Source organism: Diaphorobacter ruginosibacter (assembly GCF_040396215.1).
Lineage (GTDB): Bacteria > Pseudomonadota > Gammaproteobacteria > Burkholderiales > Burkholderiaceae_C > Diaphorobacter_A > Diaphorobacter_A ruginosibacter_A.
Genome location: NZ_JBEBOW010000092.1, coordinates 1 through 15,618 on the forward strand (window position 1 = coordinate 1; position 15,618 = coordinate 15,618).

The following is a 15,618-nucleotide window of genomic DNA, read 5'->3' on the forward strand; positions in this document are numbered from 1 at the left end:
TCGCGCGGGGTGGAGAATCTCGATCCTGGCCTGCGCGTGCTGGGCAAGGGCGACGGAATGCCCGCCCTGCCCGATCTGGTGTATCACCTCTATATCCGCAGCCGCGTCATCAACCCGGTCACGCGCCAGGTTTTTGAAAACCTCAAGTCACGCATACCCTGCGCAAGCAGCCTGCCCGGGTAGCCGGTTTTACCTCCACGCCACCGTCCCGGGGCGAATGCCAGCGCAACCCCGAACCGCTACAGAAGCCATCCGCGCACTGCGGTTTTCCCTCATTCTGCAAGTTGGAACGAAGGAAAAGAAAGCAGGCCGCGGTCTCGTGGCATAAAGGAGCCTGAACCGGCACCGCACCGGCCTTCCGATAACCACCGAGACATCGACCATGCACCTGAGCCACCTGTTCCAGCGGACCGTGAACATGCACGCCGACCGCCCCGCACTCGCAACCGGCATGGCCGCGCCCCTGACGTATGCGGCATTTGCCGCGCGCGTGAATGCGCTCGCGCATCTGCTGCGCGACGGTTTGCGCCTGCGGCCCGGCGACCGCGTCGGCATCGCCATGAAGAACTGCGCTCAATATGCCGAGGCCATGTGGGCCTGCTGGTCTGCGCAGCTTTGCGTGGTGCCCGTCAACAACAAGCTGCATCCCAAGGAAGTCGCATACATCCTTGAAGACTCGCAGGCGAGACTCTGCATCTCCCAAGGCCCGTTTCTCGAGGAACTCAGGCAATGCGCCGCGGCGAACGGTCCGGAGTTCCTGGACGTGAACGGCCCGCAATGGCAGTCGCCCGGGAACCCCGCAGCCCCGCTGCACGCGGCCCATTCGGGCAGCCACCGTGCGGATGAGCTGGCCTGGCTTTTCTACACCAGCGGCACCACCGGCAAGCCCAAGGGAGTGATGCTCACCCATGCCAATCTGGTGGCGATGGCGCTGAATTTCCACGCCGACATGCTGGCCATCGACAGCGACGACGCGCTGATTCACGTCGCGCCCATGTCGCACGGCAGCGGTCTCTATGGCATTCCGTATGTCATGAGGGGCGGCCTGCAGGTCGTCAGCGAAAGCGGCGGATTCGACGAAGCCGAGCTCACGCATTTGCTGCAAGGCTACGGCAAGGCCAGCCTGTTCGCCGCTCCGACCATCGTCACGCGCATGGTGCAGCATGTCCGCAGCAGCGGCCAGGCACTGACAGGGCTGCGCAATTTCCTGGTCGGCGGCGCGCCGTTCTACGCGGAAGACATCAAGCAGGCGGTACACACCTTCGGCGCGCGCGTCGCCCAGATGTACGGTCAGGGCGAGACACCGATGACCATCTCCGCCATCCGCTGCGAAAAGCTGGCGCAGGCGGTCCACGACGACAACGCCGACGTGCTCTCTTCCGTGGGCTACCCGCAGACCACGGTGGACGTACGCATCGAAGACGAAGGAGGCATCGAGCAGCCACCGGGCGCGCTCGGTGAAATCGTGGTCTATGGCGCGACCGTCATGCAAGGCTATTGGAACAACGAAGCCGCCACGGCAAAGACCCTGGTGAACGGCGGCCTGCGCACCGGCGACGTCGGCCTGGTGGATGCCAACGGGTTGCTGCATCTGCGGGACCGATCCAAGGACGTCATCATCAGCGGAGGCACCAACATCTATCCGCGCGAAGTGGAAGACGCCCTGCTGTGCCACCCCGCCGTACAGGAAGTGTCCGTGATCGGCACGCACGATGACGACTGGGGCGAAGTGGTGACCGCAATCGTGGTGGCCCATGGCGAAGTCACGGATGCGGAACTGGACGCCACCTGCATCGAACGCATTGCCCGTTTCAAGCGCCCCAAGCGCTACATCTACCTGCAGCACCTGCCCAAGAACCCCACGGGGAAGGTATTGAAGAACGAGCTGCGCAGCCTGGCGGCAAAGGCCGCCGGCTTGCCAACGCGCGGGGAGCGGACGTAGGGAGCCTCTCCAGGAAGCTGCGCGCTGGTTTGAAGCAGCTCGATGCGGAACGCATGGCCCCAAGCGCGCGGCGCGCAGGCTTTCTCACCCGAAAGCGATCAGGAAAAACCGGGCGACTCCGCGTGGATCCGTTGCTTCAGCTCCAGCAGGCGCGGTCTCAGCTGGCGAACGACACGCTCGATCGGATCGGCGCTCGAAACGCTGACGTTCAGGACATACGTGGAGTCCTGGTTCTCCATCGGGGTAGCCACCGCGACAACCTCGGGCTGCCATGAGGCGGCGCAGACATCCCGCTGCCTGATGGATTCACGCGCCGCATCCAGGGCATGTCCGAGTGCCGACCATTGCTGCGGGCGGCGACGCTTGAATTCATCCAGAAAGGCTCCGCGCCTTGTATCGGAGAGCGTCGCCAAATAGGCATGACCCAGCGACGTAAGTTCCATCGGCACGCGCAGCCCGGACACCACCTGCCTGAGCGCGATGCGCCGGCTGTAGCGGAAGGATTCCAGATAGACCATTTCGTCCCGGTCCGCCGCGGCCAGGCCGACGTTGATGCGAAGCTCCTCGGCCAGGGAGCGCATCAACGGAGCCGCCACGCCGAGCAGTTGCGATCCGGTGCGCATGGCATGCGCGAGGCTCAGCACGGCAGGCGCCAGCCGATATGCCCGTGCGCCTTTTTCGATTTGAAGCATGCCGCTGCCCACGAGGGTCTGCGTCAAGCGGCTCACCGTCGCCTTGGACAGACCCGTGCGTTCCGCGATATCGCTGTTTCCAAGCAACTCCGAGCCGGGGCGAAACGCACGGAGTATCTCCACGCCACGCTCCAATGAGCGATTGCCGGGGGAGCGTCCCGGTTTCTCGTTGACGATGAAAGTTCGAGGTGTCGCCATGCCTGCATGTCCCGTGCCCGATGACTTTCGCGCTCGGGCAAACCAGCCGCCAAGCGTCATCCTTCGGGCATTTTCAATTCCACTGTTTGAAATTGAATGGTACGCGAATCCAGGGTTCGGCTCTATGCTGTCGTGACAGTTGCCGAGCCGGCAGCCGGACTTTCCAGCTTCCCTGCGGGCCTGGATACCAGGAGACAAACAGATGCCAAAGAGATTCACGGCCACCGCCGTGTCGTCATTCTTCGAAGCAGGAAAGCTGCGCGCACTGGGTGTGACGACTTCGGAGCCGTCCCCCCCGTGTTCAAGGGCGTGCCGCCCGTGGCCCGCAGCGTTCCCGGCTGCCAGGTCGAGAGCTGGTATGGCCTCTACGTGCCAGCGGCTACGCCCGCGGCCGTGATCGGGCGCCTCAATTCGGCCGCGCGCAACGCGGCGCGCGCTCCCGAGTTCGCCCGAAAGATCGAAGGCGAAGGACTGGCCGTCAGCGCGGGCACCCCGGCAGAACTGGAGAGCCATGTCCAGGCCGAAGAGCGGCGCTGGTCCCGGGTGGTCAAGGAAAACGGCATCAAGCCCGAATGAAACTGCGTTCAATGACTCTGAAAAATCCAATGAAATACCAACTGATAGACCTTCAGGTGAACAATGCGATTGCGACGATCACCTTCAACCGGCCCGATAAGCGCAACGCCATGAGCGACGACATGCGCACCGAGTTCATCCACGCGCTGGAGCGCGTTGCGGGCGACAAGGGCATCAAGGCGCTGATACTGACCGGAGCCGGCAAGGGCTTCTGCGCGGGCGGCGACATCAGCGGCATGCAAAAGCGCATGAACGCCCCATCGGGGGAAGTCGGTTTCAACGGCTGGCACCGCCAGCAGCGCGTGCACCACACCCAGTCCCTGCTGCACACCATGCCCAAGCCGGTCATCGCGGCGGTCAACGGCGCGGCGTCGGGCCTGGGGGCGGACACGGCGCTGGCCTGTGATTTCATCATCGCCAGCGAATGGGCCAGCTTTACCTGGAGCTACATGCTGCGGGGCATCGTTCCGGATGGCGGGGGCATGTACTTTCTTCCACGCCGCGTGGGACTGTCCAAGGCGAAGCAGTTGATTTTCACGGGCCGCAAGGTAAGCGCCGACGAAGCCCTTCTGCTGGGAATCATCGACCGCAAGGCCAGCGCCGACGACTTGCTCAAGGAAGCCACGGATTGGGCGCTGGAGCTGAGCCAGGCATCCTCCACGGCCATCGCGCTCACCAAGACCATACTCAACCAGAGCTTCGAACTCTCGGCGCATGACGTATTCGCTCAAGGCAGCCAGGCCCAGGGCATCTGCTACACCAGCAGCGAGCATCGCGCAGCCGTCGAAGCCTTCCTGGCCAAGACAGCCGGCAAGGAGTGATGCCATGAGCGCCGCCATTTCCAAACTGATTTCGCCGCGCAGCGTCGCGGTGATCGGCGCATCGGCCGATCCTGGCAAGACCGCCGGCCGGCCCGTGGCATACCTGCTCAAGCATGGGTTTCCGGGAAGAATATTGCCGGTCAATCCCAAGGTCGAAAGCATGGGCGAGCTGCCCTGCTATCCCGACATTGCGTCCCTGCCCGTCGTTCCGGATGTCGCCATCGTCTTGCTCGGCGCGGAGCGCGCCACCGAAGCCGTCAGGGAGCTGGCCGCCATGGGATGCACTGCCGCGATCGTCCTTGCCAGCGGATATGCGGAAACCGGCCCTCATGGCGCGCAGCGGCAAGAGCAACTGGTCGAGGCCGCGGGCCCCATGCGTCTGCTGGGCCCCAATACCATCGGACTGGTCAACCTCACCGACCGGATCGTGCTCTCTCCATCCGGGGCGCTGGAGATGGATGAGTTCCCCATCGGCGGCATCGGCGTGGTGTCCCAGAGCGGGGGGATCCTGGGCGCGCTGCTGTCGCGCGCCGCCGCTCGCGGCATCGGCATGTCGAAGCTGATTTCAAGCAGCAACGAAGCAGATCTGGAACTGGCTGATTTCATCGATTTTCTGGCCGATGATGCGGCCACCCGCGTCATCGCGCTGTATGTGGAAAGCGTGCGCGACCCCAGGCGGTTTCGCGCCGCATGCCTGAAGGCCGCCCGGGCAGGCAAGCCCGTGGTTGCGTTCAAGGTGGGACGCTCGGAAGCTGGCGCCCAGGCCGCGGTCTCGCACACCGGAGCCATGGCCGGATCGGACCGCATGTATGACGCCCTGTTCAGGCAGGTCGGCGTGATCCGGGCACAGACCTTCTCGGATCTGCTGGACATTCCCGCCGCGCTGGCGACCGGCAGACAGTTGCAGGGCAAGCGCGTGGCGATCCTTACCTCGACGGGGGGAGCCGGCACGCTCGTCTCCGATGATCTGGGCATGGCCGGCTTCGAGACGCCCGCGCCGGACGAGGCCACCGCCGGCGCGCTGCGGGCCTTGCAGACCGGCAGCGAAGCGGTGCTGGACAGGAACCCGATCGACGTGACGCTCGCCGGGCTCCGGCCCGACCTGCTGCGCGCAGCCATCACGGCGCTCCTGGCAAGTCCCGTCTATGACGCGCTCGTGATCGTCGTGGGCTCGTCCAGCCTCGCCAGGCCCGAGCTGATGGCGGGAGCGATCCGGGACTGCCTGCCTCTCTCCTCGAAGCCCGTGCTGGCGTATATCAGCCCTCACGCACCCCATGTCGGAGCCCTGTTGACGCGCGAGGGTGTGCCAGCTTATGCGGCTGCGGAAGCCTGCACCGCGGCTCTCCAGGGCATGCTCCACGCAGCGGCATCGCCCGCGCTCTCGCAGGATGTCGAACCCAGGGCGATGCCGGGGAGCAGCGATACCTGGCCTTCAGGCAGCCTCGACGAGGCGCAGGCGAAGATCCTGTTCGCCCGCTTCGGCGTGCCTTGCGCCAGTGAGCGCGTCGTCGGCAATGAGCAAGAGGCCCGACAGGCGGCACAGGCGCTGCAAGGCCATGTCGCGCTCAAGATACTGTCCTCGACCATCACGCATAAAAGCGATGTGGGCGGGGTGGCTGTCGGGCTTACGGAGGAAAACATCGGATCCCGCCTCGAACGGATGCGCGCGGAGGTCGATGCGAAGACCGGGACGGCGCCCGAGCGTTTCCTGGTCCAGCAAATGGTCCATGGCGGCGCCGAACTCATTCTCGGCATGCACCGCGACCCCATGGGGACGGCCTTGCTGCTCGGCATGGGAGGCGTGGCGGCGGAACTGCTCCAGGACACCACGATGCGCCTTTTGCCCCAGACCGACGAGGGCCTGTGCGGATTGAGCGAATCCCAGGCATTGGCCATGGTGCGCGAGCTCAAAAGCTGGCCGCTGCTCGATGGATACCGTGGCCGTCCCAAGCTGGACGTGGCGGCGCTCGCCAGGGCCATCGCGGCGTTCTCCCGGATGCTGGCGCAACTCGATACCCGGCTCGTGGAAGCCGAGATCAATCCGATCATCGTGTTACCCGAAGGCCAGGGAGTCCGCGCCGTGGATGGCGTCGCGGTACTCGGATGAGCGGGTCCCCACGCGGACGGATCGAGCCCGAGAACAAGAGGCCCGGCCCGCCCTCTCCCCACAGTTGCAGGAACACCATACTCCGTCATGCGCCCCATTGAAGCCTTTTCGAAATACGCCTCGGACTTCCGGCACGCCGAAGTTTCCGCGAATGTGATTCACCATGCAAAGCGCGCCATGATGGACTGGCACGCGGCTGTATTCCCTGGTTGGTCCATGCCTCCCGCGGCGATACTGAGGGAGGCGCTTTCGGAGGACATCGGGCGAGGCAAGTGCCTGCTTCCCGATGGACAGGCCGCAACGGTGCGCGCGGCGGCGCTGATTCTGGGAACCGCCGCGCATGCAGCGGAGCTGGACGGCAGCTTTCGTGACGCCATGTACCATCCCGGCGCGGCCACGATTGCCGCCGCGCTCGCAATGGCGCAGCACGTCAACGCCAGCGGGCTTGAATTGCTCAAGGCGGTGATTCTCGGCTACGAAATCTCCACCAGGATCGGCGTGGCTCTGGGCAGGGACCATTACGCTTACTGGCACAACACCGGCACGGTGGGTAGCTTCGGAGCAGCCGCGGCCGCCGGATATCTGCTGAAGCTCGACGAATCCCGATTCGCCCATGCGCTGGCCACCGTCGCCACGTTTGCGGCGGGCCTGCAGCAGGCATTCCGCAGCGACTCCATGTCCAAGCCCTTGCACGCCGGCCGCGCCGCGGAGGCGGGTGTGCTCGCGGCATCCCTGACGGACAAGGGTTTGACAGGCGCGGCGGACGTGCTCGATGGAGAATCCGGCATGGGCAACGCCATGAGCAATGGCGTGGATTGGAAGAATGCCGCAAGCACGCTGGGCCGGGACTTCCACATCACCCGGCTGACGTTCAAGAACCATGTCGGCTGCGGCCATACCTTCGCGGCAATCGATGCGGCACTGGGCGCGGAAGGCGTGCAGACACTCAGGCAAGCCATCTGGATGCTCGACGATGCGCCGGACACGGCGGGGCTGCATCCAGTGCGCATGGCTTCGCGGTAGCGGCAAGACAAACTCACATCATCAGAACAATTGAAACCGGGCGCGCAAAGGAGCAAAAAAGTGCGAGTAGTGATTTCGGACGATTTTCAGGATTGTGTGCGCCACTTGGATTGTTTTTCCAAGCTGGCGCATCACGATGTACGCATCTACAACGACAATGTGAAGGGAACGGACGCGCTCGCCGAGCGATTCGCGGGCGCGGACGCCATCGTGCTGACCCGTGAACGCACGCGTATCGATGCCAGCCTGCTGGAGCGGCTGCCACGGCTGCGGATGATCAGCCAGACAGGCAAGCTGGCCGCGCATGTGGATCTGCAGGCCTGCACCGACCGAGGCATCGTCGTGGCGGACGGCAGCGGCGCGGGCTCCGCGACCGCCGAGCTGACCTGGGCGCTGATGCTGACCAGCCGCAGGCACTTGCTGGAGGAAGCCACACGCCTGAAAAGCGGGCTGTGGCAAGGCCATCTGGGACAGCAGCTCCACGGGCAGCGGCTTGGCGTCTGGAGCTATGGCCGCATAGGCAGGCAGGTGGCCGCTTATGGCCGGGCATTTGGAATGAAGGTCTGGGTATGGGGACGCGAGACGTCCACCGAAGCAGCGCGGCAGGACGGGTTTGAAGTGGCTCCGTCGCGCGAGGAATTCTTCGCCCAAAGCGACGTCGTAAGCCTGCATGTAAGGCTCAACAACGAGACCACGGGCATCGTCACCGGGCAGGATCTACGGCGCATGAAACCCACGGCCCTGCTGGTCAACACCAGCCGTGCGGAGCTCATCGCGGCGGGCGCCCTGCTGGCCGCATTGCGCAGCGGTTCTCCCGGATTCGCAGCCGTTGACGTGTACGAGAGCGAGCCGGTGCTCGGTGCCAGTCATCCGTTGCTGCAGTTACCGAATGTGCTTTGCACACCGCATATCGGCTATGTCGAGAAGGACAATTTCGAGCGCTATTTCGGGATGGCTTTCGACAATATCAATGCGTTCGCCAACGCTTCGCTACTGCACTATGTGAATTCCGACGCGCTGGGAAAAATCTCCCGATAGCGCCCTCTCGACCGGCAACAGGCGCCTGCGGCTTCCCACGCGGCATGAGCGCCCGCCACCAGCCTTGGAATCCCGCTCAATCCGCACTCGCCAAGAAGGATCACTCGATCAAACAAACACAAGGAGGTTTTGATCATGAAAGGTATGGATTTCCCGGCTCTTTCGATGTTCGTCGCCGCCATTGAGGAAAAAAGCCTGTCCAAGGCGGCAGAAAGACAGAACGTGGTGACATCCGCCGTGAGCAAACGCATCACCGACCTTGAACAGTATCTGGGCAAGGCGCTCTTGCACCGCCACGGGCGCGGAGTCAAGCCCACGCCCGCCGGAACACTGCTTTACCAGCGGGCCAAGGTCCTGCTCAAGAGCATGAAGGCTACCGAGCAGGAGATCGCGGTGTTCGATACCGACGGCTACGCCAATATCAGGCTGGCCGCGGTGCGCTCGGTCATCCTGCACATGCTGCCTCGCCAGATGGCCCGGTTTCTGGAGGGGCGCGAAAATACCAGTGTCGATCTGGTGGAGGGCCACAGCTACGACGTGCCGCGCATGGTGGCGAGCGGCGCGGTCGATCTCGGTATCTACCATGCCTCCCATCCGGCTCCCGGGGTTCGCTCCTTCCCCTACATGAGCGACCGCGTTGGCCTGGTCGTTCCGATGGGACATCCACTGGCGTTCAGGGAAGAGCTGCACTTCGAAGAGGCGCTCGAATACGATCTGCTCGGTTATTTTCCCCGGCATTCCCTCGATGCCTTCATGGCCTACGCGGAATCGACGCTCTCCCGCCCTCCGAAAGTCAAGCTGCAGGTCATGAACTTCGAAGCCCGCTGCCGCATGGTGCGCGAGGGCCTTGGCATCGCGCTCATACCCGAGCACATCGCGGCGAACTATCTCGCCAGCATGGGACTGGTGCTGCTCAGGCTCAAGGACGACTGGGCATGCCGTCAATTCTTCATCTGCATCGACGAGCGTCCCAGGCACCACCAGGCCGTGAACGAGCTTTTGTTCATGCTTCGCAACGCCTCCCAGTTACCAGACGGGCATTCGAAGCAGCGCTTCAGTAAGTTGCGTGAAGCAGCGTGACATAGTCGGAATGCGCGATCGGGCGCGGATTGGTCTTGTGGGCATTGTCAAGAAGCGCCGCGGATGCGATGGCGTCAAAATCCGCGGTGCTCACGCCCAGTTCCCTGAGCCCGCCGGGCAACCCAATGCGCGCATTCAGATCGGAGATGGCTTTCGGAAGATCAGCATCCGGCGGCAGCTTCATGGCATGCCGCATCCTGTCCATCTTGCCCGCCAGTTCGCTCGCGTTATATGCCAGTACCGTGGGAAGGAAAAGCGCATTGAGCGTCCCATGATGATGGCCGTAGGCACCGAGCGCGTGCGACAGCGAATGAACGGCGCCCATGCCCTTCTGGAAACAGATCGCCCCCTCCATCGCGCCCATCATCATGTTCCAGCGGGCATCCGCATCACCTCCGTGATTGCAGGCGCGTTCGATGTGGGCATACAGCCGCTCCAGGCCATCCAGCGCAATCGCGTCGGCGGGCGGATTGACGGTCGGGGAACAAAAAGTCTCGATGCAATGCGACAACGCGTCCATGCCTGTCGCCGCGGTCATCGCGCGGGGAAGCCCCAGCGTGAGCTCGGGGTCGCAAATGGCCGCCGTCACGACATGGGGACAGCCCACGCCGGCCTTGACGCCATTGGCGAAGATGATGACCGCCGAGCGGCCCAGCTCACTGCCGCTTCCCGCCGTGGTCGGCAAGACGAACAGCGGCGGCGTATTGCGGACGGGGCGCACGTTTGCGTTGCGGTTGCAGTATTCCCACAGCGGCGCGGGGTCACCGCACAGGACGGCAATGGCCTTGGCCAGATCCAGCGACGCGCCGCCTCCGACCGCCACGATGCCGTCGCATCGCTTGTCGTTATAGTGCGCCAATCCCTGCACAGCGGCATCTTCCGTCGGGTTATTGGGCGTTTCGTCGAATATGCACTCTGAATCCAGGCTGGACAACGATTCAACCGCCTTGGCGAATACGCCCGCCTGGATCACCCCTTTGTCGGTGACGAACAGCGGCCGCCTGCAGCCATGGCGCTGGAGTTCATTTTGCAATTCACGGCGCGCGCCAAAGTCGAAGTGTGCCTTGGTGAGGAACTGGAGAATGCTCATTGTGCGTGCTGGTTAGTTGATCTTCACATTGGCGGCCTGGACAACGGACATCCATTCCGCGATCTCCGATTCGACACGCGACTGGAATTGCCTGGAGTCCTCGGAAATCACCATGGTGCCCAGCATGCCGGTGACCTTTTCCTTGATTTCCGGGCGCATTGCGATCTCGACCAGATCGTCATGGATCTTGTCGACGATGTTCCGGGGCGTTCCCGCCGGCGCCATGAAGCCATACCATGTGGCCACCTTGACGCCTTTGACACCCAGCTCCGCCATGGAGGGAACGTCGGGGAGCTGCGGCACGCGTTCGTCATATGTCAGTGCGATGGCCTTGACCTTGCCCGAGCGGATATAGGGCAATGCCGAACTCAAGGTGGCAAACGACATATCCACGGTTCCTCCAATGAGGTCGGTCATGGCCGGAGAAGCGCCCTTGTAGGGAACGTGAAGAAGCGATGTACCGGTTTTCAAGGCAAACAGCTCGCCCGCCAGGTGCGGCGTCCCCCCATTGCCTGATGAAGCATAGGTGAACTTGCCCGGATTCTTGCGCACGGCATCGAGAAACTCCGCCATGTTGTTGGCCGGGAAATCCTTGCGCAGCACCAGGACGTTTGGCGCGATCGCCAGCAGCGCGATCGGCGTGAACGCCTTCGCCGTATCAAACGGCAGGTCCTTGTAGAAGGCGGGGTTCATGGAATGGTTGCCCAAGGCCGTCAGCAGTGTGTAGCCATCCGGCTGCGCCTTGGCGACGAACCCCGTACCGATCACGGCATTCGCTCCAGCCTTGTTGTCCACCACCACCGGCTGGCCCCATTTCTTGCTGAGCTCTTGCGCGAACAGGCGGCCAAACGGATCTGCGGAGCCTCCCGCCGGCCATGGCACCACCACGGTGACCGCCTTGGTCGGATAAGCGGGCGGCGCTGCATTGGCTGCGCCCCCAAGGGCAAGCGCGAGCGCCATCGCGGCAGCGCATGTTCGGCGGCCGATGGCCAATGACGGTAGTGACTTTTGCATGACGTGTCTCCTTATGATCCCGTTCTTCGTACGGCAGCCTCTTCGCGAGGCCGATTCCGTTGCGGATGAAAAATTCTAGGATTGGGATCACCGCGAAGATTTGCCATTTGGGAAACGGCGGGTTCTTGATTCATGAAAGAGGAACCCCGGCCTCGCTGCTACGATTTCCACGTCAAAGTTATCAGGAGACATTGCGTGTACGAAAATCTGCAGCTTTACATCGATGGCCGTTTTCTGTCCGCCGATGGACGCGTGACGCAGCCGGTATACGATCCCGCGACGGGAAGCGTCCTGGCGCAACTGCCGCATGCGAGCCGCGAAGATCTCGACCAGGCGCTGCAGACCGCGCACCGCGCCTTCGAAGGCTGGCGAAACACCAGTCCGCTGGAGCGCTCCGCCATACTTCGCCGCGCCGCGGATTTCCTGCGCGAGCGCGCCCGGGACATCGGCACGAACATCTCGCTCGACCAGGGCAAACCTCTGGCCGAAGCGATTGCCGAAGTGGAAAAAAGCGCTGAGCACGCGGATTGGCATGCCGAGGAAGGGCGCCGCATCTATGGCCGCGTGATCCCGCCGCGCGAAGCCGATGTGCGGCAGATCGTCGTGCGTGAGCCTGTGGGTGTCTGCGTCGCCTTCTCCCCTTGGAATTTTCCAATCGGACAAGCCGCCCGCAAGGTCATGGCGGCGCTGGGAGCAGGCTGCACGCTCATCATCAAGGGACCAGAGGATGCGCCAAGCGGCGTCATCGCATTGGTGCGCGCTTTGCACGATGCGGGCCTGCCCCCGGGCTGCCTGAATCTGGTCTGGGGGGTCCCGGCCGAGGTATCCGATTACCTGATCCGCTCGCCCATCGTCAGGAAAGTCTCTTTCACGGGCTCCACCGCGGTAGGCAAACAGGTGGCCGCGCTGGCCGCCAGCCACATGAAGCGCATGACGATGGAGCTGGGAGGACACGCCCCCGTGCTGATCTTTGACGATGCCGACATCGAGCAGGCAGCCAGGATGCTCGGGCATTTCAAAATGCGCAATGCGGGCCAGGTGTGCATCTCGCCTTCGAGATTCTTCGTCCAGCGCGGGGTATACGACGATTTCATCCAATGCTTCACCAACGTTCTCTCCTCTCTCAAGGTGGGATCCGGCCTTGAGGAAGGCGTCCATATGGGTCCCTTGATTCACGAGCGGCGAGTGCGCGTGATGGAACAGTTGGTGCAGGATGCCCAGGACAACGGGGCCACCGTGGCAATGGGCGGAGCCCGCCTGGACAGGCCTGGTTCCTTCTTCGCGCCGACGGTTCTGACGGGCGACCTGGCGCGCGCGAGAATCATGGTCGAAGAGCCGTTCGGCCCCGTCGTCCCCGTCGTTGCATTCGACGATGTAGCCGATGGACTGGCGCTTGCCAACAGTCTGCCCTATGGCCTGAGCTCCTATGTATTCACACGCTCGCTGCAAATATCCACGCGGGTATCCAACGCCCTGGAGGCCGGAATGGTCAACATCAACCACTACGGCAGCGGAATGGCGGAAATGCCGTTTGGCGGGGTGAAGGACAGCGGAATGGGCAGCGAGGGAGGCATGGAAACCTTCGACGGGTACTTGACCACCAAGTTCATCACCCACAGGTAGCCTCGACAGCCAGCGGGTACGTTCTGGCGCCCCACCCCAGACGCACCGCAGCTATACGACCATCGCCCTGGGCGCCGGGGCAAGAAGCCAACGTACATCGCTCGGCAGATGGGACACAAGAACGCCAGGACGCTCTTCAACGCCCATGAGAAATGGATCGATGGCGTAAATCGTGGGTGAGAGCCGTCCAAGCTCGAACAAGCGCTCAAGGCCTTTGTGGAAGAAGGCAAAAGCAGCGCCAAAGGGTGATCAGCCAGGAAGGGCATACCACCGCAAGTTCACCGAACACTGGAGCGGGAAATAGTAAAAGCCTTCCAGATCGTTGATCTGGAAGGCTTTTACTAATGGTTGGTTGGTAGGCGCGATCGAACTCGAACCATCAATCCAGGGGAATCGGGTCGCATTCTGTCGCGTCTCCACTCCGAAGCATGGGACACGGCGCGACAGAAAAACCCGCCGAATTCCCCGAAAAGTTCCCTGAGCGAGGGGCAGTGCCTACGCCCTGTCGCCCAGGGAACGAGGTCATAGACGCTCGCGCGCGTCTCGTCTCCAGAGCGAGCCAAGCGACGCGCTGCAGCGGCGCCAGTACCCGGCCATGCCAGCATAGGGTGGGAGCGCTGCCATGAGGCGGTCCGTAATACCCGGGTTTATCTCTGCTTGAAGCCGAAAGCTGCGCCATGGATACTGCATGTAAGCAAACATTTCATGCGGAGTGAGGAATGACAAAGACCCTTCAACGATTGGCGCGCCTTGCCGGCGCGCTGCTGTATACGGCCGTGCTGGGCACCGGCCTGCCCGCGCAGGCGCAGTCCGCATCGCCATTGCCATCCGTCGCCAAGCTGGCCGAGCCCTATGTGGAGCCCGTCACCGGCTGGTACTGGAACGCCAGCGAGAGCGGACGCGGCTTTGCGATCGAGCGGCAGGGCGACAGGCTGTTCCTCGCCGGCTTCATGTATGAGGAAAGCGGGGAGGCTGTCTGGTACACGTCCACGCTCACCCTGCAGCCCAACGGCGCCTATGCGGGCCAGCTCGACCGGTTCCAGAACGGGCAATCGCTGCTCGGCGCCTACCGCGTGCCCACCTCCTCCAACGTGGGCTCCGCCACGCTGGCGTTCGACACGGACATGCATGCGGAAATGCAGGTCGCGCCCAACGGGAAGGCTCCATCAACCATCCTGCTCGAGCGCTTTCCCATTTCCGTCCCGGCGTTCCAGCCGTCCAATGCGCCCTTCCGCAACGGCTGGTACTGGAGCAAGAATGAAAGCGGCCGCGGCTACTTCATCGAGGTCCAGGGTTCCACGGCGTTCATCGCCTCGTTCATGTACAAGGATGATGGCAGGCCCACCTGGTACACGATGACCGCGACGCTCACCCAGACGCTGGCGCTGACGGCCCCGCTGGTGCAGTTCAGCCAGGGCCAACCCCTGCAGGGCGCCTATCGCGAGCCCGTGCAAGTGCCCGGCAACTCGGGCAAGGCCACCTTCAGCCTGTCCGACAGCGGCGACGGCGTGCTCTTGCTGCCCAACGGCAAGGACGTGAGCGTGGAGGCGTTCGACTTCAACGGCGGCCAGCCCAGCCCGCGCGACCATGCCGGCCAATGCCCCGAGGATCAGTACTGGGCTCAAGGGAAATGCGTGGCGCCCGGCGACGGCTTGGTCGTGGCTCCGATGGGAGTCAAACTATGGATCGGCGTCGTGCCTCAGATGGGGCAGACCTATCAGTTCAGATACTGTGTTGATCTTGCCAATTGCATACCGCTTCACACAGAGAAATTCGTCAGCTACGAGGATTTACAAGACGAGGAAACACCCGAGATCGTCGCCTATATTTATGAAGTGGAGCACGAATTCAACAGGATGTTGCAGTGGCTCCACAAGAACGGCAAGATGCCTCCAACCAAGGTCATTACCTCCGTGTTGGGTAACGCAATCGTCAAGGCTCTTGCAGATGAGGCACCCACCGCTGTAGAGAACGCACGCCAGGAATTCGAGCGGAGAGATATAGACCTGCCAGAAGACTTATCCACGCCACCTGAGACAGCCAGATGCACACCCGACAGCGGATCACCCCGAGGTTCGGGAATCGGCCCGGTGCTGATGGCCAGTCCGCCGCAGGACTGCTACAAGGGCCGCCTCTACACCTTCGGCTGGATGGACTTGGGTGAGGACGGCACTGCGCAGGGTGCCTGCTTCATGGCTCAAAAACGTGCACTCAACGGTGATCTGACGATGTACAACGCACAGAATGTTTCTGCCTGCTATTGCCACAGCGGCGGCAAAGTCAATACCATTCCCGTGAAGTACTTGTGCAATGTCTTTTTCGATGCAGGGAATTAAGAGCTGCTAACACGACCCAGCAAACCAAAGGTTTGCGATCGAGACGAGGCGCGAAGCCGCAGGCAGTACAAGCGTACG

Annotated in this window: 11 protein-coding genes and 2 pseudogenes; 10 read left to right on the forward strand and 3 right to left on the reverse strand. The window is 63.0% G+C overall.

What is annotated here, in order from left to right; translation table 11 throughout:
* A pseudogene (locus ABWP92_RS11880) lies at nucleotides 1–183 on the forward strand (LysR substrate-binding domain-containing protein); the annotation flags it as partial.
* A gap of 199 nt (nucleotides 184–382) precedes the next feature.
* Entirely contained in the window at nucleotides 383–1,942 is a 1,560-nt protein-coding gene (locus tag ABWP92_RS11885; RefSeq protein WP_353235594.1) for an AMP-binding protein, read from the forward strand.
* A gap of 98 nt (nucleotides 1,943–2,040) precedes the next feature.
* Here the strand turns inward: ABWP92_RS11885 and ABWP92_RS11890 are convergent, their stop codons facing one another.
* Nucleotides 2,041–2,832, reverse strand: a complete 792-nt coding sequence (locus ABWP92_RS11890; protein ID WP_353235604.1) for an IclR family transcriptional regulator — start codon at nucleotides 2,830–2,832, stop codon at nucleotides 2,041–2,043.
* Between the two features lie 297 nt (nucleotides 2,833–3,129).
* Here ABWP92_RS11890 and ABWP92_RS11895 point away from each other — a divergent pair, with 297 nt between their 5' ends.
* The 6 genes and pseudogenes from ABWP92_RS11895 to ABWP92_RS11920 all read left to right on the forward strand — a co-directional run bounded on the left by ABWP92_RS11895 (nucleotide 3,130) and on the right by ABWP92_RS11920 (nucleotide 9,477).
* Nucleotides 3,130–3,408: a tripartite tricarboxylate transporter substrate-binding protein gene (locus tag ABWP92_RS11895; RefSeq protein ID WP_353235595.1), complete on the forward strand. Its 279-nt coding sequence runs from the start codon at nucleotides 3,130–3,132 to the stop codon at nucleotides 3,406–3,408.
* A 29-nt stretch (nucleotides 3,409–3,437) separates the two neighbouring features.
* Nucleotides 3,438–4,229 carry an enoyl-CoA hydratase/isomerase family protein gene (locus ABWP92_RS11900; protein ID WP_353235596.1) on the forward strand — a complete coding sequence of 264 codons (792 nt, stop codon included), beginning with the start codon at nucleotides 3,438–3,440 and terminating at the stop codon, nucleotides 4,227–4,229.
* Between the two features lie 4 nt (nucleotides 4,230–4,233).
* The gene (locus ABWP92_RS11905; protein ID WP_353235597.1) at nucleotides 4,234–6,336 is read left to right on the forward strand and encodes an acetate--CoA ligase family protein; all 2,103 of its coding nucleotides are present in this window, start codon (nucleotides 4,234–4,236) and stop codon (nucleotides 6,334–6,336) included.
* A gap of 87 nt (nucleotides 6,337–6,423) precedes the next feature.
* Nucleotides 6,424–7,287, forward strand: a pseudogene (locus tag ABWP92_RS11910) (MmgE/PrpD family protein); the annotation flags it as partial.
* Nucleotides 7,288–7,419: 132 nt separating this feature from the next.
* A complete protein-coding gene (locus ABWP92_RS11915; protein ID WP_353235598.1) occupies nucleotides 7,420–8,397 on the forward strand; it encodes a D-2-hydroxyacid dehydrogenase family protein in 978 nt (325 codons plus the stop codon).
* Nucleotides 8,398–8,532: 135 nt separating this feature from the next.
* On the forward strand, nucleotides 8,533–9,477 hold the full coding sequence (locus ABWP92_RS11920; protein ID WP_353235599.1) for a LysR family transcriptional regulator: 945 nt from the start codon (nucleotides 8,533–8,535) through the stop codon (nucleotides 9,475–9,477).
* On the opposite strand, the gene ABWP92_RS11925 is transcribed toward ABWP92_RS11920, so the two are convergent.
* Both ABWP92_RS11925 and ABWP92_RS11930 read right to left on the reverse strand, forming a co-directional pair.
* On the reverse strand, nucleotides 9,452–10,567 hold the full coding sequence (locus tag ABWP92_RS11925; protein ID WP_353235600.1) for an iron-containing alcohol dehydrogenase: 1,116 nt from the start codon (nucleotides 10,565–10,567) through the stop codon (nucleotides 9,452–9,454). The two genes, ABWP92_RS11920 and ABWP92_RS11925, sit on opposite strands and share 26 nt — an antisense overlap.
* Nucleotides 10,568–10,579: 12 nt before the next feature.
* On the reverse strand, nucleotides 10,580–11,581 hold the full coding sequence (locus ABWP92_RS11930) for a Bug family tripartite tricarboxylate transporter substrate binding protein (RefSeq protein WP_353235601.1): 1,002 nt from the start codon (nucleotides 11,579–11,581) through the stop codon (nucleotides 10,580–10,582).
* Between the two features lie 195 nt (nucleotides 11,582–11,776).
* Here ABWP92_RS11930 and ABWP92_RS11935 point away from each other — a divergent pair, with 195 nt between their 5' ends.
* Together ABWP92_RS11935 and ABWP92_RS11940 are read left to right on the forward strand one after the other, a co-directional pair.
* Nucleotides 11,777–13,204 carry an NAD-dependent succinate-semialdehyde dehydrogenase gene (locus ABWP92_RS11935; protein WP_353235602.1) on the forward strand — a complete coding sequence of 476 codons (1,428 nt, stop codon included), beginning with the start codon at nucleotides 11,777–11,779 and terminating at the stop codon, nucleotides 13,202–13,204.
* 719 nt (nucleotides 13,205–13,923) lie between these two features.
* Nucleotides 13,924–15,540 carry a hypothetical protein gene (locus ABWP92_RS11940; protein WP_353235603.1) on the forward strand — a complete coding sequence of 539 codons (1,617 nt, stop codon included), beginning with the start codon at nucleotides 13,924–13,926 and terminating at the stop codon, nucleotides 15,538–15,540.
* Nucleotides 15,541–15,618: the final 78 nt, after the last annotated feature.